This is a genomic window from Faecalicatena contorta, assembly GCF_001404335.1.
Classification (GTDB): Bacteria; Bacillota; Clostridia; order Lachnospirales; family Lachnospiraceae; genus Faecalicatena; species Faecalicatena contortus_B.
The window spans coordinates 76,247-96,880 of the sequence record NZ_CYZU01000004.1 but is presented as its reverse complement, the minus strand read 5'-3'; the positions used below and the strand labels follow the sequence as shown (position 1 = coordinate 96,880).

General features: G+C 46.3%; 19 protein-coding genes. 13 read left to right on the top strand and 6 right to left on the bottom strand.

What is annotated here, in order from left to right:
• Positions 1-298: 298 nt before the first annotated feature.
• The gene (locus ARB69_RS03305; protein WP_050639292.1) at positions 299-931 is read right to left on the bottom strand and encodes a TetR/AcrR family transcriptional regulator; all 633 of its coding nucleotides are present in this window, start codon (positions 929-931) and stop codon (positions 299-301) included.
• A gap of 241 nt (positions 932-1,172) precedes the next feature.
• On the opposite strand from ARB69_RS03305, the gene ARB69_RS03300 reads away from it, so the two are divergent.
• The 12 genes from ARB69_RS03300 (at position 1,173) to ARB69_RS03245 (ending at position 13,690) form a co-directional block, all read left to right on the top strand.
• Positions 1,173-2,291, top strand: a complete 1,119-nt coding sequence (locus ARB69_RS03300) for an alpha/beta hydrolase family protein (RefSeq protein ID WP_055151047.1) — start codon at positions 1,173-1,175, stop codon at positions 2,289-2,291.
• Between the two features lie 290 nt (positions 2,292-2,581).
• Positions 2,582-3,601, top strand: coding sequence for an SPFH domain-containing protein (locus ARB69_RS03295; protein WP_055151043.1), 1,020 nt, complete (start codon positions 2,582-2,584; stop codon positions 3,599-3,601).
• Positions 3,602-3,603: 2 nt separating this feature from the next.
• On the top strand, positions 3,604-3,807 hold the full coding sequence (locus ARB69_RS03290) for a PTS ascorbate transporter subunit IIC (protein WP_050639295.1): 204 nt from the start codon (positions 3,604-3,606) through the stop codon (positions 3,805-3,807).
• A 268-nt stretch (positions 3,808-4,075) separates the two neighbouring features.
• The gene (locus ARB69_RS03285) at positions 4,076-4,666 is read left to right on the top strand and encodes an RNA polymerase sigma factor (protein WP_070102313.1); all 591 of its coding nucleotides are present in this window, start codon (positions 4,076-4,078) and stop codon (positions 4,664-4,666) included.
• Complete coding sequence (locus ARB69_RS03280) at positions 4,590-5,693, top strand: DUF4179 domain-containing protein (protein WP_055151040.1); 1,104 nt, start codon at positions 4,590-4,592, stop codon at positions 5,691-5,693. The genes ARB69_RS03285 and ARB69_RS03280 overlap by 77 nt, the downstream gene beginning before the upstream one ends.
• Positions 5,694-5,826: 133 nt before the next feature.
• Positions 5,827-6,546 (top strand): deoxyribose-phosphate aldolase, encoded by a 720-nt coding sequence (gene deoC, locus ARB69_RS03275; RefSeq protein WP_055151036.1) that lies wholly within the window; start codon positions 5,827-5,829, stop codon positions 6,544-6,546.
• 57 nt (positions 6,547-6,603) lie between these two features.
• Positions 6,604-7,041, top strand: a complete 438-nt coding sequence (locus ARB69_RS03270) for an RbsD/FucU family protein (RefSeq protein WP_055151033.1) — start codon at positions 6,604-6,606, stop codon at positions 7,039-7,041.
• A 17-nt stretch (positions 7,042-7,058) separates the two neighbouring features.
• Positions 7,059-8,513: a xylulokinase gene (locus tag ARB69_RS03265; RefSeq protein ID WP_055151030.1), complete on the top strand. Its 1,455-nt coding sequence runs from the start codon at positions 7,059-7,061 to the stop codon at positions 8,511-8,513.
• Positions 8,514-8,761: 248 nt separating this feature from the next.
• Entirely contained in the window at positions 8,762-9,922 is a 1,161-nt protein-coding gene (locus tag ARB69_RS03260) for an iron-containing alcohol dehydrogenase (protein ID WP_055151027.1), read from the top strand.
• A gap of 21 nt (positions 9,923-9,943) precedes the next feature.
• Positions 9,944-11,077: a substrate-binding domain-containing protein gene (locus tag ARB69_RS03255; RefSeq protein WP_055151023.1), complete on the top strand. Its 1,134-nt coding sequence runs from the start codon at positions 9,944-9,946 to the stop codon at positions 11,075-11,077.
• A gap of 96 nt (positions 11,078-11,173) precedes the next feature.
• Complete coding sequence (locus ARB69_RS03250) at positions 11,174-12,673, top strand: sugar ABC transporter ATP-binding protein (protein ID WP_055151020.1); 1,500 nt, start codon at positions 11,174-11,176, stop codon at positions 12,671-12,673.
• A gap of 177 nt (positions 12,674-12,850) precedes the next feature.
• A complete protein-coding gene (locus ARB69_RS03245; RefSeq protein ID WP_242857519.1) occupies positions 12,851-13,690 on the top strand; it encodes an ABC transporter permease in 840 nt (279 codons plus the stop codon).
• A 100-nt stretch (positions 13,691-13,790) separates the two neighbouring features.
• Here the strand turns inward: ARB69_RS03245 and ARB69_RS03240 are convergent, their stop codons facing one another.
• Complete coding sequence (locus ARB69_RS03240; protein WP_055151014.1) at positions 13,791-14,774, bottom strand: AraC family transcriptional regulator; 984 nt, start codon at positions 14,772-14,774, stop codon at positions 13,791-13,793.
• Positions 14,775-15,123: 349 nt separating this feature from the next.
• Between ARB69_RS03240 and ARB69_RS03235 the strand changes: the two genes are divergently transcribed.
• Entirely contained in the window at positions 15,124-17,877 is a 2,754-nt protein-coding gene (locus tag ARB69_RS03235; protein ID WP_083487006.1) for a cation-translocating P-type ATPase, read from the top strand.
• 161 nt (positions 17,878-18,038) lie between these two features.
• On the opposite strand, the gene ARB69_RS03230 is transcribed toward ARB69_RS03235, so the two are convergent.
• From ARB69_RS03230 to ARB69_RS03215, 4 genes are read right to left on the bottom strand one after another with little or no spacing between them, the layout of a single operon-like run.
• A complete protein-coding gene (locus tag ARB69_RS03230; protein WP_050639302.1) occupies positions 18,039-19,100 on the bottom strand; it encodes a type IV pilus twitching motility protein PilT in 1,062 nt (353 codons plus the stop codon).
• 60 nt (positions 19,101-19,160) lie between these two features.
• A complete protein-coding gene (locus tag ARB69_RS03225; RefSeq protein ID WP_055151008.1) occupies positions 19,161-19,667 on the bottom strand; it encodes a hypothetical protein in 507 nt (168 codons plus the stop codon).
• Positions 19,664-20,119, bottom strand: coding sequence for a type IV pilus modification PilV family protein (locus ARB69_RS27585; RefSeq protein ID WP_050639304.1), 456 nt, complete (start codon positions 20,117-20,119; stop codon positions 19,664-19,666). The genes ARB69_RS03225 and ARB69_RS27585 overlap by 4 nt, the downstream gene beginning before the upstream one ends.
• Positions 20,120-20,140: 21 nt before the next feature.
• Positions 20,141-20,632, bottom strand: a complete 492-nt coding sequence (locus ARB69_RS03215; protein ID WP_055151005.1) for a DUF4860 domain-containing protein — start codon at positions 20,630-20,632, stop codon at positions 20,141-20,143.
• Between the last annotated feature and the right edge of the window lie 2 nt (positions 20,633-20,634).

Here is a 20,634-nt window from a genome sequence, read left to right as displayed (position 1 = left end):
TTCTCCCCGATTTTCTCCCCTAAATCAAATATTCACAGGACTGCCGGACATAGTTTTACTCTCCTAGAATACTATAAAAATCTCATTCTGGTGTGATTTAGAAGATTTGTTGTTATTTGTTGTTGTTTTTTGCAAGGAGCGGTATGCTTCTTGGGAGCTGATGCCTACATTTGGTTCGCAGCAATTTAAATGCACAAAAGCACCCCCGCTGAAATTATGTTTATCATTAGTATAATTTCAGCGGAAGGTGCTTTAGTGTGTGTTTGATGTGGCGGAGAACCTCACATTCTATAAAAGTTTAAGATATACTTAATATCTCATCTAAAAATTCCTGATATAAGTCCATATAATCCTTAACAATATATGGTTTCAAAAGTACGGAAAGATTTTTCGAAATAGGTACCGGTGTAAGCCCTTCGTTATAAAACGGCATGCATTCCATAAGCCAGCCGGCTGTTTGTGCTGTAAAAGATAGTGAAAGGATATTTAGCTCTTCAGCAGAAAATTTTTTATCGATAATGCCGGCATTTTGAAGCGTAATAAAACAGGAATTATAGTAATTATAAAGCTTTATCTGGAAGTTAAATCCCTTACTCTTAAAATAATCCGAGCTTTTTACAAGATCATTGAGATTTTTAAAATAGAACGGAAAATGCTGTTCATTCTCTTCTACTTTTCTAAATGACGAGATCAAATCTTTTAACAAATCCACCCCGGAGAGCTCTGCATTGAGATATATCTGGAAATCTTCATGAAGTTCTGAAACGATCTGTATCACAATATCTTCTTTTTTAGGGAAATAATATGTCAAGTTTCCAATCGTTGTACCTGCTTGCTTAGCAATTTCCCGCATACTTACCTGATCATATCCTTTTTCATTAAATAGCTGTGCCGCTGCATCACAGATGGCCTCTTTTCTATTGATACGCATTCTACATCACCTTTTTTCATCATAATCCCTATTCTATCAAAAGACCCGGAGAAAGTAAATGCATAAGAGTTCAGGCAAAGCCGGACGGTAACCACAAAGTGTAACAGTTCAAACAATCCTGAATTGTTATCATAAATCTACAATATTTAGTACAATGTACTAAATAATGATTGACAAATAAAATAGTACAGTGTACTATAAAGTAAAGAACAAATTAAAACTACATACAGGAGGTAGAAAAATGGAAATCAGAAAACGTCCGCCAGCCCAAAACATGGGGAGAATTCTTGCCGGAGGAATGGCAGCAGAGGATTTTATTGTGTTAATGAACCGCACAGAGCTTAACTGTGAAACATTTGAAAAGGTATCCCCCGAGGATGCAGAGGATTTTGTAGCAGTGTGTGAAGAACTCGGGGACAAAGCAATTGCTTATGCCGAAGAACACGAGAAACTTGGTCATAAACAAACAGCAAGCGACTACTATTTTAATGCATGTTCTCTTTTCAGAATCGCAGATTATGGTATACGCGGAGTGAATGAAGAAAAATTTAGAATATATGGAAAATTAGTAGATAGCTTTCATAAAAGTAAGGAACTTACCTGCTATGAAAAAGTTGAATTTGTTGAGGTGCCGTTTGAGGGAAACAGCATGCCGGGATATCTTGTGCTGCCGGATCATATTGATAAAGAGACGCCGGTGATCATTTATGTTCCCGGAGCAACCGGTTTTAAGGAGGAAAATTACACCGCACCAAAAAAACTATGGGAACGCGGAGCAGTATCCATCATCTTTGACGGCCCGGGCCAGGGAGAGGCCCTATTAAACAGAAATATGTATTTAACGGCAGATAATTATGACAGGGCTATTAAGGCAGTCGTTGACTTTATCAAGGAGGATGGCAGATTTGGTAATAAGATTGGACTTATGGGAGTGAGTTATGGTGGATATTTAGCGGCCAGCGGCGCTATCTACTGCGGCGATGATATCAAGGCGCTGGTATCACGCGGGGGATGTTCCAAAACGGATCAGCTCACCATGCATCCGTTTGCGGGAATCGATAACTTCTACCTTAACGGCTTTCTTCCGAAGTTTCATGTCACAGACCCGGAAGAAGCAGCGGCCATAAGCCATCAGATGGACATAGAGGATAAACTTTATAAGATCAAGTGTCCATTACTTGTCCAACATACGGAAAAAGACCCCATTATTGGAACAGAAGGGGCAAAAGCGCTCTATCATAAGTCATCAAGCGAAGTGAAAGAGTATTGGGAACACGAAGGAAGTATGCATTGTGCAAATGATATAGAGCTGAAAGCATGTGCATATGCTGTTGACTGGATTTTAGATCAGTTAAAATAAACAGATGTCACAATAAACCCATGATCCAGAAGATTTTTATGGCATATACGACATTTAAAAGATGAATACAAGAGCAGGCACATGATTCTAAATGAATATTAAGACTACATCACAGAAGGTTTACCGGTCGGCTTAGCTGACCGATAAACCTTTATTATAATAGGGAATTGCCCGGCACGCTTTGTTTTTTTTCTATCATATTGGTAATTGACAAAATGATATCATTATGATATCATTCAGATATAAACAAGAATTACCAATTACTTAGGAAGTGAAAGAGAGGGATTATTATGAATGAAAAGATCCTTAGTACAAAAAAGAATGGCATGCTGGTTTTAATTATTACAATACTGCTCTATGCAGCAGCCATCGCAGGCTGCATATTCGGCGGGGTGATCGTGAACGACGGCGGCTTGCCGGTTCTGCTGATTATCAGCATAATCTGGCTTTGCATCGGATGGCTTCCATTCTGTGGGCTAAAGGTTTTGAAACCGCAGGAAGCGCTGGTACTGACGCTTTTTGGTAAATATGTGGGCACCTTAAAGGATGACGGCTTTTACTTCGTGAATCCATTCTGCACCAGCGTGAACCCGGCAGCCAAGACAAAGCTGAACCAGAGCGGCGATGTGGACGGCGGAGCACAGAAGGCCTTCGCAGTCACTGTTAAAAATGAAATTTCCGTTGGGGAAGCATCCAGCAAAAAGATTTCCCTGAAGATCATGACGCTGAATAATAACCGGCAGAAGATCAATGACTGCCTTGGCAATCCTGTTGAGATTGGGATCGCAGTTATGTGGCGGGTGACAGATACCGCAAAGGCAGTATTTAATGTAGACAACTACAAAGAATATCTGTCATTGCAATGCGACAGTGCGCTCCGCAATATTGTACGGATTTATCCATACGATGTGGCGCCGAATGTAGATACTACTGGTGATGGCGTTGCGGATGAGGGAAGTCTGCGTGGTTCCAGTGAAGTGGTTGCTTCCAGAATCCGGGATGAGATCCAGCAGAAAGTAGCGGATGCAGGGCTGGAGGTGATCGAAGCCCGTATTACTTATCTGGCGTACGCACAGGAGATCGCAGCTGTTATGCTCCAGAGGCAGCAGGCTTCCGCAATTATCGATGCAAGGAAGATGATCGTGGACGGTGCGGTCGGCATGGTGGAGATGGCTCTGGACCGTCTGAACGAGAAAGAGATTGTGGAACTGGATGAAGAAAGAAAAGCGGCCATGGTTTCCAATCTGCTGGTGGTGCTCTGCGGCAATCATGATACGCAGCCCATCGTTAACACGGGAAGCCTCTACTAAGTATGGCAGATTCCAAGAAGAAACAGGTTCCCCTGAGGTTATCCGAAAAATTGTACAATGCCATTGCCGCTTGGGCGGAAGATGATTTTCGCTCTGTGAACGGACAAATCGAATACCTTCTGACAGAATGCGTAAGGCAGAGAAAAAAAGATGGGAAATACGTTTCAGAGCATTTGGATGAACCACCGGAACTGGATATTAAGTAGCGCAAAGGGGTCTGACCCCTTTGCCGAAAGGTTTGTTCTTTTTAAAGATTAACAGTTATATAAAAGAGGTTTTCAGCATAATACTGGAAGCCTCTTTTTCGTTTAAGGAGGGGAATTTGAAAATCAGCAGTATTATTCATGAAAAAATGTACTGGGCGCAGGTAAAGCAGAATGGATAAGAATAAATAGTGAAATGTTTAAAAAGTTGAAACAGGAAGTCCAATTACAGTGTCTAATGAGTAGAAAGAGGCTGAGGGGAGGGAAAAGAGTGGAAGAGCTGGTTCGAAAAGCAAAACAGAAAGATCCGGAAGCATTTACGGAGCTGATGCGGTTACACATGCAGAGCATGTATAAGGTTGCCAGGGCATATCTATCCTCAGACGAGGATGCGGCGGATGCTGTGCAGGAGACGATTCTGACCTGTTATGAAAAGCTTCCGCTGCTGAAACACGATAAATATTTCAAAACATGGATGACAAAAATACTAATGAGAAAATGCTGTGATATTTTAAAGAGCCAGAAGGTCATTGATTTTAACGGGAAAACCGCGGAGCAGGGGGCCTGTGATAAGTCCTTTGAGGAATTAGAATGGAAAGAAGTCATTGGGCTTTTGGATGAAAAATACCGTCTGATTATGGTGCTGTATTATGTGGAAGGGTTTCAGACAGGGGAGATCGCCCAGATCCTGGATATGAATGAAAATACGGTGCGGACCAGGCTGAAACGGGGCAAGGAGCAGATGCAGGATGTATATGTAAAAAAATCAGGAAGGAGGAAACCGCATGGACGAAAAACGGGAGTGGCTGCGAAAGCTGCAGGAAGAGGCGGAAATTCCGGAAGTCGTATGGAAAAAGGCTGAGCAGACCTTTGAAAAAATCCGGGAAGAAGAAACTTACAGGGAGATTCCCAGGCGTACAAATAAGAGGAAACGCAGGCGTAGCAAGAGGACAATCGCAGTTATCATTGCGGCGGCAGTGCTTATGGTCAGTACATTGACAGTTGGGGCAGCCAAATATTTTCACTGGAACGACAGCTTTTCCAAAAGATACAACATTGATCCTGAAACAGAGAAAAAGCTGAATGATGCGAACTCTGCGAAGGAAATGAACCAGTATACGGAACATGACGGCATCAGGATAGAGGCAGTGCAATCCGTAGCAGACAGCTATGCGGCTCATATTGTTCTGATGATCCGGGGAAGCGAAGAGTTCCCGCTTGAGAGCCACATGGGGTTTGAGAGCATTGATGTGCAGGTGGAAGGGAATGAAATGATCGGCTGGGAGGGGAGATTCCTCAAAGAGGTGACCGATGACTGGTCGGATGGAGTGGAATATGAAATTACCGTACAAGATCTCGGTGAAAAAGGGTTGTTAAACAAACCTATTAAGCTGTCGTTTCACAAAATAACAGATGCGTACACAGGAAAATTAAACAGAACCGCGCCGCCTGTACTGCTGGATACCTCCTGGGAGCTTACACTGAATCTGGATAATGAGGATACCGGAAAGGTATACCAGGTCAACCAGAAGATACCTGGAAGTGAAGCAGTCGCCAAATCGCTTCGTTTATCCTCAATCTCTTATACTCTGGATATGGAATGGACGTATCAGAAAGAGACTTTGTCGGGTATTGATCCCAACACAGGTGTGGAGGTGGAATTTGAACATGTCAAGAACCCGCCAATGCTTATGGGGCTTGTATATGAGGATGGGAGTGTGCGTGAAAATGTACTTCTCCATATGAGTGGACATTTTACCAATGAAGAAAGAACGGAGTACCGGGCGTATGGGTATAATTACGAGATGGCTGAGTATGAAAATGTGAGCGGGCTGCTCTTTTTTGTGGGAGAAGAAGTGGTACGTGTGCCGGTGGAGAAGCCGGATTAAAGTAGTGTCAATAATTGCTTACATTTTGCCATACGGAATCTGTGCTTTTTGCGTTACGCGGCGAATTTTCCTTTGTTAGAATACAATTGTTACAAGCTCAGTTAACAATGATTCATTATAGGAGGAAATGACAATGGTAGATCTTTCAAAAATTGCAAACAAAGAGGAATTCGCTAAATTATTTGACTATAACATTCTAGGGCGTAAGGAAGCCACAACTGCAGAACTTTACTCTGCCCTGGAAACAATGAAAAAGTATAAGTTTGCCTGCTTTATGACTGGAGCTGCAATGGTTCCTATCGTAGCAGAAGAGCTAAAGGACTTAGACTGTGAAATTGGGACTGTTATAGATTTTCCTTTTGGATATTCGGATACAAAAACTAAAATTCAAGCTACCCAAAATGCGGTAAAATTGGGTGCAACCTCTGTTGACATGGTGTTCAATATAAGAGTGCTCAGGGAACATAGATATGATTACTGCCTGAATGAATTAAAAGAACACGTGAAGGCAGCAGAGGGCGCGGTTACCAAGCCGATACTGGAAGTTGCGTTTTTAACCGATGACGAAATCAAGGCTGGGTGCGACATTATTGTTGAAGCAGAGGCAACCTTTGCAAAAACTTCTACCGGACAGTCTAAAGGTCCTTCCCTGGAACAGATTCTGGTAATCAAAAAGGCTGTGGAGGGAACGAATGTAAAAGTAAAGGCAGGGGTTGTTTTTCCGAAACCTCAGAATTCAGTTGCTTTCTTTAAGGCAGGGTGTGATCGGATCGGATGCTTTGAGGCCCCAATGGTGGTGGATTTGTTTGATACCATGCGTGAGATTGATATTATCCCGCCTTATGCAGGTTGAATAAAGAGCTGAGCAAGGAGTGTTTAGAAACGGAGTTTCGGAAAGGAAGTGCAGGTTATGTTAAAAAAAATATCACCATTATTATCCCCGGAAATATTAAAACTGCTGGCAGAGATGGGGCACCAGGACAGACTGGTGCTTGGTGACGCCAATTTCCCGGCGGAGCGTTATGCAAAACAGGGTGTCATTGTACTTAGGGCGGATGGAATCCGGGCGCCGGAGCTGTTGGAGGCGGTTCTGGAATTATATCCGTTGGATGAATATGTCCGGACTCCGGTTAACCTGATGGCGGTTCCGGCGGATCAGAATGTGGAGACGCCCATCTGGGATACTTACAAAGATATCGTAGGGAAATACGACAGCCGCGGAACAGATGCTGTCGGGGTACTGAAGAGGGACACTTTTTATGAAGCATGCGCAGACGCATATGCTATAATACAGACAGGAGAAACTGCGGTGTATGCGAATATCATGCTGGATAAAGGCATCGTATAGTGAAAGGCGGAGTAAGGATGAAAAAATCTGCAATAATGGGAGTCGATTTTGGACTTTCAAAAATCAATTCTACACTTACCTGTATAGAGAACGGAAAGCTTCTGCTGGATTCTGAGTTCAGATACAAGTGGGATGTTCAGGCAAATAACTGGATGGAGACGAACCCGGAGCAGTTGTGGGAGGTGTCCCAGAGGGCGGCGGAGGAAGTGATCGCCAGATGTGATTTTCAAGAGGTGGAGATCTGTGCCATTGTATTGTCGTGCTTTGGGGAAACGATCGTGCCTGTTGACAGGGATGGGAATCATTTATATCCGATCATTGGATCCAATGATATCAGAGCCAATAGGGAAAGTATGCAGATTAAAGAAGGCGTCCCGGATTACAGTCAGATCGCAGGAGGAAACATAGCGCCCTCTGCCGCGGCCTCAAAGATACTGTGGCTTCGGAACAACCGGCCGGAGATCTTCGGAAAGACGGCAAGTTTTTATTCGCTCCAGGAATATATTCTAAGGAAAATGGGTGCTCACCCAATGAACGATTACACCCTCGCCTCCAGAAAAATGCTGTATGACTTGAGGCGGTATGAATGGTCAACAGAGATCACCCGGTTCCTGGAAATAGCGCCGGAACAGCTGGGTGTGGCGGGTCCTTCAGCAGAAACAATAGACGAGCTGGATCATTATGGGCGGGTAAAACTTCCGCATAAGGTGCCGGTTGTGATTGGGGCGCATGACGCCTGCAGCTCCGCTCTGGGCCTGGGGATCCATCCGAAGAACGATGGGACTCTGAATGGAAATAATTCGGGGACATGGAATTTAATGAACCTATATTATAACCACTTTGTGGATGTATCGGAAAATGCGTCGAAACTGACGCCGGGGTGCGGTCCCGTCCGGGGCAGCTATTATTACCAGGCTGCGGGTGCAGTTGGGCCGGTGCTTGATTGGTTTATCAGGACATTTTCCAGGGAGGGCTTAAATGAGCTCAGTAAAAAAGCCGTGTATGACGGTTCCTGTCATGTGCGCCTGCAACAGGATCCGATGGAAGGGAGCGGAGTCTTCTCAGGTTTGTCACTGACGGACGAACTTTCCGATGTCTTTACGGGCCTGATTGAAAGCGTTACCTTTCCGATGAAGGATATGCTGATACAGTTTGAAAACCTCACAGGAAGACGATTTGAGGCCATGCGCATCAGCGCAGGCGGGGCCAAAGCGGACAACTGGGTGCAGCTGAAAGCGAACGTCATGAATATTGCTATGGAGCGGGTCTCCAACCTGCAGGCATCCGCCCTGGGAGCTGCTATTAATGCAGCAGTCGGGATTGGGGCTTATGCGGATTATGATGAGGCAATCAAAAAGATGGTACAGGTCGAAAAAGTATTTGAGCCGGATTCGGAGATGGTGAAGAGATATCAGGAACGGAATGAAGAATTCCGCGAGCTGGGGGTGAAGGGGCCCTGCTTTTTCCTTTAGCCCGGGTGGTGCTGCCTGGGGCTGTAATAATAAGCAAGGATTAGTTGTTTTTTATATATGAAAGATATAGAGACGGGGGGCAGATCAAGAGGTCTGCCCCCGTTGTTGTCCCTCCTTACCGATATGATCCAATAATTTAACAGATGACATCTTAGAATTTCGCCTTATTCATATAAAACTGCACTGATATAATTAGGCTATCACTAACAGACCTATAGTTATTCAGCAAAGAAAAGGAGGAAAACATTATGCAAAAGGTAAAGTATTTCATGACAAGTCCGGTTTTGGCAGGCCAGGGAGCGGCGAAGGATGTTGGAGCAGAAGCCGGGAAACTGGGGATGAGAAAGGCCATGATTGTGACAGACAAGGGTGTTGCAAAAGCCGGGATTGCAGAGCTGATTGCAGGGTATCTGAAGGCAGCGGGGATTGAGACAGTCATCTTCGATGAAGTACAGCCGGATCCACTGGATACAACTTGTGTGGCGGGGGCCGAATTTGCGGTGGCAAATGAAGTGGACGGTATCATCGGGCTGGGCGGTGGAAGTGTGATGGATGCCAGCAAGGCGATGAATATTCTGACCCATAATCCCCTGCCTCTGTCACAGTACTATGAGTCCTGGGATTACAATAAGGCGTTTCCGCTTATCCTTATTCCAACTACAGCAGGAACCGGTGCGGAGAATACTTTATATGGTGTAATCAGCTGTACGGAGACGGGACGAAAGAGAGTTGTCTGTGAGGTGGGCAGCCTGACAATCCTGGATCCCGAGCTGGCGTACGGGCTGCCGGCTGATATCACGGCTTACACAGGGATCGATGCATTTTCGCATATTGTAGAAGGCATGACCTGCAATGTATTAAATCCGCTGACTGACGCTCTTGGCATTGACGCAATCAAACGGATTTACAAATGGCTCCCTATTGCGGTAAAAGAGCCTGACAATCTGGAAGCGCGGGAAAACATGGCGATTGCCAGTAACTTTGCGGGAACGGCGAACACGAACACATGCAGCCATCTGGGACATGCGATGGCACAGTGTATCGGGGCAAGATTTCACGTGACGCATGGAATAGCCTGTGCCTGGTCTGTTCCGGAGGTCATGGCATATGCTGCGAAGGGCCGCATGGACCAGCTGCAGAAAATTGCCGATGCATTGGGATTCACGTTCGATGAAAACGATACGGTTGAGGAAAAAGGGCAGAAAATAGCTGACTTTATCCGGAGTTTCTATAACAGTCTGGGAGATGTAAAGATTAAGAAGATTTCAGATTATGGAATTACCAGAGAAGAGTTCCAGAGCATTGTGGATGATGTGAGAAAGGACAACTGCTATGCATTTCTGCCGATGGAACTTACAAGGGATGAAGTTTATGAATTCCTTGGCAGGGTATACGATACGAATAGCTGATGGCGGAAGGAGAAAGCCGATATGAAAAAGAAGATAATGAGTTTATTTTTATGTGTAACGTTGGTGTTCGGACTTGCGGCATGCGGGAGTGCATCTGACAGGGAACAAAACAGCGTCGATGCCGGAAAGGAAAAAAGCAGCAGCACTGAATCCGGTTCCAATAAAAATCTGCAGACTGATGTAACAACGACAAATTTGGTTCTCGACCGCAGTGACGAGCCGATTGCATCCTATGAGCCTGAGAAAGACAGCTATTACATTTATTGTACCTATAAGCTGGTTCATGCATGGTATGACACCATTAAGATCGGGGTGGATAAAGCGGTGGAAGAATACGCCGAACAGGGGATTGAGATCAAGCTGGATTGGAATGCGCCGACAGAACCGTCCGGAGAAGACCAGGTGAACCGGATTGAGGCAGGAATCGCTAAAAATCCGGATGTGATTGCAGTCGATCTTTCCGATCCGGAACTTGCGGTGTCTGCAATTAATGAATCTGAGGATGCTGGAATACCGGTTCTTCTGTACGCATCGGCGGATGAGGCACCGGAAGCCGGCTGTAAAAGGACGGCGTTTATAGGAACGAATGATAATGTGGGGGATGCTGAGGCACTTACAGCAGAGATATGTAAGGCAATTGACGACGAAGGCCAGATTGCTATCCTGAGCGGAACAATCGGAGCTGCAAACCATGAACTCCGCCTGGATGGTTTTGACAGCGAACTGGCAAAACACCCTAACATAGAAGTCGTCGATTCCCAGAGAGATGAAGACTTTGTAGAGAAAGCCACACAGATTACGGAAACCTTTATCCAGAAATATCCGGATCTGAAGGCGATTCTGTGCAACAACATGTCTAATCCGGTCGGAGCAGCAGTAGCAGTCAAGGATGCAGGAAAGACAGGGGAAATTCTGATAGGGGCATATGATCATGACAGGCGTACGCTGGAAGCGCTGAAAGAGGGCGTCATTTACTGCTCTGTTATTCAAAACTGTATAGATATGGGGTACTGGATGGTCAAAACCGCTGTTATGATGGCGGATGGATTGGAACCGGGCGCGGATACATATCCGGAGGTCTATGACACGGGCTCAACGATTATCTTCCAGGATGATGCGGATGAATGGATTCAGAAATTATATGGAGAATCATAGAACGTTTTACGACTAACGTACGTAACAGCTGAATCGGAATGTCAGAAACGGCATTCCGATTTGATTGCTATAAAGAAAGGCAGGTGGGGATGTTTCATGGAAGCGGCGTATATTGTTGATATGCAGGGGATCGTAAAGAACTTTCCGGGGACAAGGGCACTGGACGGGGTGGATCTTCGGATAAAAAAGGGGGAAATACATGCGCTACTGGGAGAAAACGGCGCCGGGAAAAGTACGCTGATGAATATTCTGCTGGGAGTCTATGCTATGGATGAAGGCAGAATATTGTATGAAGGCAAAGAGCTGCAGATTAAATCGCCGGCAGAGGCGCTGAAGCTGGGAATTGCTATGATTCCACAGGAACTGAATTTAGTGCCGGAGGCGTCGGTTGCGGAAAATATTTTCCTTGGAAATGAACAGCGATCGGCCGGAGGGATGATCCGCTGGAGTGAGGTACAGAAAAAGGCAACAGAGGTGCTTGAAGGGCTTGGAGTCTCTATGGATGTCGGGATGCAGGTGAAAAAACTCAGCGCATCCTATCAGCAGCTCGTTCTGATTGCCAGATCTTTGGCCTATAATCCTAAGGTACTGATTCTGGACGAACCGACTGCTGCGCTGACACAGGAGGAAGCGAAGCTGCTGTTTGCGGCGATGGGAAGACTGAAAGAAAAAGGCACGGCGATGATTTTCATTACCCATCATCTGAATGAGGTGATGGCAGAGGCTGACAGAATGACAATTCTGCGGGACGGACAGCTGGTTCATGTATGTGAAAAGACAGAGATTACAAAGGACCAGATTATTTCTTTCATGGCAAACCGGCAGGTAACACGCAGGAAAAAGGTTAAGCGGCAGGTATTCGATGAGGTTTTCTTCGAGGTGAAACATATGAGCAGAAAGCCGGAGTATGAAGATGTGTCATTCCAGGTGCGTAAAGGAGAGATATTGTGCTTTGCAGGGCTCATCGGAGCCGGACGGACGGAGCTCTTCCAGTCCGTTTACGGACTGACGAAGCCGGATCCCCAAGCAGAGATTTATTTTGAAGGTAAAAGGGTAAACATAGACGGCCCAAGGGACGCAATACGGCTTGGAATAGGCTATGTACCCGAGGAACGCAGGCTGATGGGAATATTTCCGATCCTGGACATTTCTGAAAATATGATGCTTCCGGCCTACAGGCAGTATGTCAGATCCGGATTGATCCAATATAAGAAAGTACATCAGACAGCAGATGAGTATGTAGACAGGATAAGGGTTAAGACACCATCTCTGGGTACCTTAATTCGGAACTTAAGCGGCGGGAACCAACAGAAGGTGATCGTGGCAAGATGGCTTGCGAAAGGAATCAGGATGATGATTTTTGATGAGCCTACAAGGGGAATTGATGTAAACGCCAAGGACGAAATCCACGATCTGATAACGGAACTGGCGGATCAGGGAGTGACGGTCGTAGTGATCTCCTCCGAGATGGAAGAGGTCATGGCACTGGCAGACCGTATCATTGTCATGCATGCAGGAAAAGTGCAGGGAGAGATTGAGCAGGTAGAGTTGGTACGGGAAGACGACATTTTAAAAGTGGCTTTCCAGGATTCATAACCGGTCTATATTATACAGGAAGGTAAAGGAGATATCTATGGATGGGAAAAAATAAATACAACTGCACGGAAGCTGCCGGCCTCTCTGAAATCAACGGCTGCAGCAGTATTTATCATCACCGTGCTGATTACAATTATTGTACATATTTTGACTGGAAACTTTTACACAGTGTACAACATGGGAACATTTTTAAGATCGACATCTATCAGCATACTTGTCGGGTTCGCACAGACTATTATCCTATTGACGGGGGGGATTGACCTTTCGGTCGCAAGTGTGGGCGGATTGTCCAGTATGGTGACGGCAATGCTGCTGACCAGAACCGGTATACCAGCCATTTTGGCAATGCTGATTGCCTGCCTGATTGGTTTTATATGCGGGCTGATCAATGGCTTTTTTGTGGCTTACTGCCGAATTACGCCCTTCATCGTTACACTTGCTACAGGGGAGATATTCAAGGGAATTGTTTACATCATTACACTGGGCTCACCTATTATCGGTATCCGGGAATCAGCATCTGTCATCGGAAGCGGCATGCTTTTCGGCGGAATTCCGTATGTATTGGTTTATATGCTGATTGCCTGGCTTTTGCTGACTACAGTGCTTAAATATACGGTATTCGGCAGACATATATTTGCAGTTGGCGGGAACCGCAGTGCTGCGGCCATTGTGGGGGTAAAAGTAAAAAAAGTGGAGCTTCTGACCTATGCGCTCAGCGGTCTGCTCGCCGCATTTGCCGGGGTTCTTATGACGCTTCGCCTGGCTTCCTTTCAAGTCAGCATTGGTTCCGAGTGGGTCATGCCTTCCGTGACCGCAGCTGTATTGGGCGGCACTTCTATGACCGGAGGAAAGGGCGGCATGACGGGGACGATCGTGGGCGGCCTTTTGATGGGCGTTATCTCAGTATCCATTACACTGCTCAGTGTATCCTCGTATCTGGAGACGGTCGTGACGGGAATGGTGGTATTGATTGCAGTATTCATTGATGCAATGACACAGCGGAAAAATAGAAATTAAACCTTCCGGTGATAATGTATGCGGCCAAAAACGGCATTAAGGCAGCGGGTAAAATGGGCAGGTTATATAAAATTAAGAAACCTGCCCGCTTAACTATTTATTATCCGTTTCCAGGTTTTGACTGTATCCGGTATTGATGTGGAGAAATATGATATTCTTTTTTGAAGGTTTTATAAAAGTTACTGCTATGAGGATAGCCGACTAACACAGCAATTTCTTCAATCGGAAGCAGGGAATATTGCAGGAGTGTACAGGCGCGTTTCAGACGGAATTCACGGATTAACTCGGAGAAAGTTTTGCCGGTTTCCTTCTGAAGAATCGTCGATAAATAATTAGGATGATAGTTGAATTTCTCTGCTACATCTTTTAAGGTGGCGGTAGCACAGTTCCGGCTCAAATACTTCAGAATGTTGTCAATTAGTATTTCGGACTGGCTGCTGGGATTCTTGAAATTGTCTGCGCAGTAGCAGCGGGAAAACAGAGAAAAAAGCATGGAGAGGGCGCTGTCCAGCAGAGTATCATATCCGGGAAGCATATTTACATATTCCAGAATCAGAATCTCAAAAACCGAGTGCATGGAGGCATTGAGTACATCATCACCCGATAGAATCAGGTATTTATGGGTATCTGCAGGAGATCCGCTTAATGGTGACAGAAAGAAATGCAGTAAAGCCTCGTGTTTGGGCATCAGCGGAAGAAGAGAATGGAAGATCAGTTCCTTCCGGATGCGGACGGACAGGATGCTGTCCCCGGCCGTTGCATGAGGAAGCAGGGAATGTGCCACATAGGGCTGAAAAAGCAGGACTTCTCCCTGATGGAGAATCATATTTTCTGATTCTATACATTGGGTGTAGTCACCGCGGTAGGAGTAGTTGATTAGAAAATAATCATGGCGGTGGTAAGGCTCACCCTTATGAAGTTCCCCATGGGCACTTAAAATGATGTCACCACGTTTATGCGGAAGTACAGGAACCGGCATTTTAAAAATCTGTTCATTAATGTTCTTCACATTCTTTTGGGTAAATTGAAGCTTGGGGTACTGCGTGATTAGAATATCAATCGCTTTATCAATTTGATTCGCCATGTTGAATCCTCCCTTAAAGTAATTTACTCCTAAAAAGTTTTTTCAATCTTACTGACTATTGTTTTATTAGCTCCAATAGAATAGGTGGTAGATTGCGGGTGCTTTCGAATACTTTCTTTTGCTTGTATTATAGCTGGTTTTTTATGCAAATACAATATATCTTCCCAATAATGCTAATCACGTTTTTTACTAAATAAAAGGAAATTATATATTAAGCACTATCCGCCAGCGAGGAAAATCCAGTCTAAAAATTCCTAATAACCATATTTTAGAAAAAGGACTAATCCTCTTCTTTCAAGCATAATATACAGTACTAATGTATTGTACAAGCGTGAAAGGAGAGGGTATTTTGTTTGAGGAAAAGTCACTACATGAGATATCAGAATTGCTGCATACGGACAGGGGAAAGGGCCTGTCGGAGGCGGAGGCAGCGAGGCGGCTTGGGGAAGACGGGCCAAATGTTTTAAAAGAAGGAAGAAAAAAAACGGCCGTGGAGTCTTTTCTGGAGCAGTTGAATGACCCGCTTATCTGTGTGCTCCTTGTGGCTGCTCTTGTTTCCTTTCTGCTGAAGGAAGTAAGCGATGCAATTATTATCGCTATTGTGATTGTAGTAAATGCAACGGTAGGCGTGATTCAGGAAGGGAAGGCCCAGAAAGCCCTGGAATCGCTTAAAAAGCTGACAAGCCCCAAGGCGGTGGTAAGAAGAGACGGTATAATACGTGAAATTCCGGCTTCCGAACTGGTAAAAGGGGATCTTGTTCTTTTGGAAGCAGGCGTCCAGGTGGCCGCGGACCTGCGGCTTGTTAGGACCTGGAATCTGAAGGTGGAAGAGTCGGCATTGACAGGAGAATCGCTGCCCGTGAATAAAGATTCGGCTTTTCAGGCGGACAAACCGCTGCCTGTAGGGGACAGGAAAAATGAGGCGTTTATGTCCACCCTGGTGACCAGCGGTAGAGGGGAAGGCGTTGTAATTGGAGCAGGCATGGATACGGAGATTGGGAAAATCGCGGCAATCATCAGCGATGTACCGAAAGAATTCACGCCGCTTCAGAAGAAACTGGCCGGACTGGGAAAGATGCTCAGTATCGTATCGGTTCTTCTGTGTGCCGCCCTGTTTGCTATTGCGGTCTTCCAGAAACGCAACATACTGGAAATGCTGATTACGGCTATTTCATTGGCTGTAGCTGCTGTACCGGAGGGCCTGCCGGCTATTGTAACCATCGTTTTGGCGCTGAGTGTTTCGAAGATGGTCCGGGTGAACACAATTGTAAGAAAACTCCCCTCCGTTGAGACTCTTGGTGCTGTTAATGTAGTCTGCTCGGATAAAACCGGTACACTGACTCAAAATAAAATGACAGTTACGAGATATTTTGTAAACCAAAACGTTTACAAAAGCAGCCAACCGGCGCCCAATATGCCGGAGGAGTTCGTGGAAGGAATGACGCTCTGCAATGACGCGGTTATAACGGAACGGGAAGAACTGGGAGATCCAACCGAGCTTGCCCTGCTTCGTTTCGCTCAGGGATACCGTTCCAGAGGCGACGCGCAGTCTTCGGGACGTTCCCAGAAAGAAGCGCTGGAGGGAAGAATGCCGCGGGTAAACGAGAAGGCTTTCGATTCCCAGCGCAAGATGATGACCACGGTACATCAAAGCACACAGGGGCTTAAGGCCTACACAAAAGGCGCCCCCGAGGTTATATTGGGAAGGTGCAGTAAGATCCTGATCAATGGAAAAGTACAGTCCCTGACAGATGCCCACCGAAGACAGATACGGCAAGCTGTAGACGACTTCTCAGCCCAGGCGCTGCGTGTGTTGGCAGTTGCAGTAAGGAAGGGCGAAAAGGAAGTAAAAGAACAGGATATGACCTTTGTCGGACTTGCCGGGATGATCGATCCCGTTAGGCCGGAGGCAAAGGCCGCGGTGGAGCGGTTTAAAAATGCATCTGTGCGTACCGTTATGATCACCGGTGATCACATTGATACCGCATTTGCAATTGCAAGAGAGCTTGGGATCGCAAAGAAGCTGGATGAATGTATGACAGGAGAGGAGCTGGAAAAGACATCCGATGTCCAGCTGAAGGAGAAATTAAAAAGAACCAGCGTATTTGCAAGAGTTTCACCGGAGCATAAGGTTCGGATTGTGAAGGCGCTGAAGGAAACCGGAAACATTGCAGCCATGACCGGAGACGGCGTGAATGACGCTCCTTCACTCCGCATGGCGGATATCGGGATCGCAATGGGGGTTACCGGGACGGACGTAGCCAAAAATGCGGCAGATATGATTCTGACAGATGATAATTTCGCTACAATTGAAAAAGCCATAGAAGAAGGCCGCAGTATCTATGAAAACATCAAGAAAACGGTACTGTTTTTATTGTCTTCAAACTTTGGAGAAATCATCACGATGTTCACTGCCGTCATCCTCGGGCTTGCATCCCCCCTCAAAGCCAGCCATATCCTATGGGTCAATCTGATCACAGACTCCCTGCCGGCGCTGGCGCTGGGGGTCGATAAAAACGATAAGGAAGCCCTGATGAAGATGCCTCCCAGAAAGGCAAATGAAGGCTTATTTTCAAATGGGGGAACCGCCTGTACCATTTTCTACGGCTGCCTGATTGCGGCCATAAGCCTGACCGCATTCCTGAAAGTTCCCTGGGATATACTTGCCTCCCAGCAAAAAGCATTTACCCTGGCCAACATCTCGGTTATATTTGCCGACGCGGATCTGCTGGCCAGAGCACAAACCTATGCCTTTACCGTACTGGGAATGTCTGAACTGTTCCATGCACTGGGAATGAAAGACATACATACTTCCGTGTTTTCCAGAAAACGGGACTTTAATGTGGTGATGCTTGCTTCCTTTGGAGCGGGGTTCGTCCTGCAGGCCGCAGTAACCGAGATCCCCTATCTTACAGCTATGTTCGGGACAGCGGCTCTGTCTCTCGGAGAATGGGTATCCCTGATTATCCTGTCTGCATTCCCGATATTGGCGCATGAGATATTCGTGCTGCTGGGAGTGACACACTTTGGGTCGGCCAGTGTCAAACAAAAACTGGCTTCAGAAAACAAAAAAATTAGCCCGCAGGCGGATGGGGCTAAATAAGAACGGATATATCCGTAAAATACAAATAAGACGCGCTTTTCGCAGGAAAGCGTGTCTTATTTGTCTATATTACAATATTTCGCAAAGGGGTCAGACCCCTTTTATACATTCTTCCGCAGCTGGCTGAGGATCCGCGCGCAGGTCATGAGTTACGGGGTGGCCTATGGGGTTAATTTTTTCCCCAGCATCTCCGGATTCGAAGCATAAGTCAGTGCAGTATCCCGGGATATTAATCCATCTTTATAAAGCTTCAGCAGACTTGTATCCATTGAAACCATATCTTCCTTAACAGAACTATAAATAATTCCATCGATCTGATGCACCTTATTATCCCGGATCATGTTCCGGATCGCCGGTGTAACGGTCATTATCTCGAATGCCGGCACTACTTTTCCATCCACCGTAGGAACCAGCTGCTGAGACACGACGGCATTGAGCACCATGGAAAGCTGCACAGCGATCTGCCTCTGTTGATTCGACGGAAATACATCGATAATACGGTCGATGGTATTCGCGGCGCCGATGGTGTGCAGAGTAGAGAAGAGCAGATGCCCTGTCTCTGCGGCGGTCATGGCAACGTTGATCGTCTCGTAGTCGCGCATTTCCCCAAGCAGGATCACATCGGGGCTTTGGCGGAGCGCAGCGCGCAGGGCGGTGACGTAATTGTCTGTATCCACGTTAATTTCGCGCTGGCTGACAATGCTGCGGTTGTGGCGGTGCAGGAATTCCAGCGGATCCTCCAGGGTGATGATGTGCTCATCCCTTGTCTTGTTGATCTGATCAATGATGCAGGCGAGCGTGGTAGACTTGCCGCTCCCGGCGGGGCCGGTGACAAGAACCATGCCTTTGCCGCTGCTGCCGAGCTGGATGATATAATCCGGAAGCCCAAGCTCTTTAGGATCCGGCAGGGTGAATGTGATGACGCGGATGACCGCGGAGAGCGCACCTCTCTGTTTATAAGCGCTGACACGGAAGCGGGAAACGCCCTGGATGGCAAAGGAAAAGTCATCATCCCCGTGCTTGTGGAGTTGGCTGATATCCCGGTTGTCTGCCAGGCGGTATATCTCCACCAGCAAACTTTCCGTATCCGGGGGGAGCAGCCTGTCTTCATATATACGATTGATGACACCGTTCTTCCGGCAGGAGACGGGCAGCCCGGCTACGATAAAAATATCAGATGCACCATTGGCCACAGCCTGTTCCAGTATTGTTTTTGCGTCCATAGATCTATTCTCCTTTAATTCGTAACAGTTCAGGCGGAGCCGACGGTTACTTCAATTCCACTATTTAATGAGTTTTAACGTATTATCACCATTCCATTCCGCCTGGGAAACGACTTTCCACTGTGTAACCCGGTAGAAGCCGTCTTCTTCGTCGGCAGGCAGCAGTTCCAGAACCACAGATAAAAATTGTTTGTCATTAACAGGCACCTGGTAAGACACGGAAGGTTTTTTAGCAGAAATGTTCACCTCCAGCACAACATCATCGGTATCCACAACCGGCGTCAGTGCAGAGAGCTTTTTTTCTACTGTTGAATAATAAGTTCCGGGGGCATCTTTGTAAGCCTCCGCAAGAACGGTATCAATCTGATCCAGTATGGTTTCGGCCTGGCTCGAAGCCCTGTAATAGTCGGTTTTGCGTTCCGCCAGCCTGCTGCTGAAGCCGTAGTCGCTGCGGGCGCTGGAAAGAGACAGTGTCGCAAATGTTACCAGGCACAGTACCAGAAAAATAACCAGCAGCAAGGAGGAACCGATATTTACAACGGGGGAATGTTTTTTATTTCCATTCATGATTTATCCCTCCTTTGCAGATGATGGGAGTTATCCAGTGAATAGATGACCTTCCCGTCGGTTTGTCTCTTCATGTTTATTTCGGCGTGAAGCATAAAATCTTCCTGGGAAAGGGCTATATCCAGAGTGTAGGCAGCATCATTCTGTCCGGTACGGGAAAAGCTCTTATCATAAAAAATTGTCACCTTCTCCATACCGATGACTTCTGAATCCGGATATTCCGAACAAATCAAATCGATTGCTGACTGCTGATCCGAAGAGGCATTCATAAGTTCCGCAATGCTGGATACTTCATTGGCGGAAACCTGGAGTTCACGCGATTCCTGGCTCAGCAGATGTGATTTTACAAAAAATTGTACGCAAACGGCACTTGCAATTGAGAAAAACAAGATTGCAAGAATCAGTTCCAAGAGGAACAGACTGGAAGATTTGGCCCGGTTTCTGCGTGTCATAGTGCTCTCCTTTACTGTATATTACTGTGCTTCGGTGCTTCTTGCCGTTACGACAGAGGTGGCATTCTGCCCCGCATCATCTGTACAGGTGAAGCGGAAGGTATGATCACTTACGGCCTCCATCTCAAAGGACTTTACCTGCAGGATCTGCCTGCCCCGGGAGGCATCAGCCTGTACGCCTTCTTTTACAAACAGCTCTTTTAACTCATGTTCATCGGTGTAAATATAAGTAAAATAGGATGCCCCGTCGTATTCCTGCTCCAGGATAAGCGCATCCAGCCCGTCAAATGTCCCCAGTGAAACACTCCCGTTCTCATCACTCTGATGGATCTTTTCGCTGATATAGGACAGTGATGTGCCGGCCGTATAATTCAGAGACGAATGTTCGGTGGCAGAGCGGTATATATTGGTGGCAAGAAGGATGACTGTCAGTGCGGACACTGCAAACACAAAGAACAGCGCCACTGGAAATAAAAAATCAATCATGTGGTTCTTCCGGGTTCGAAAACGCATAG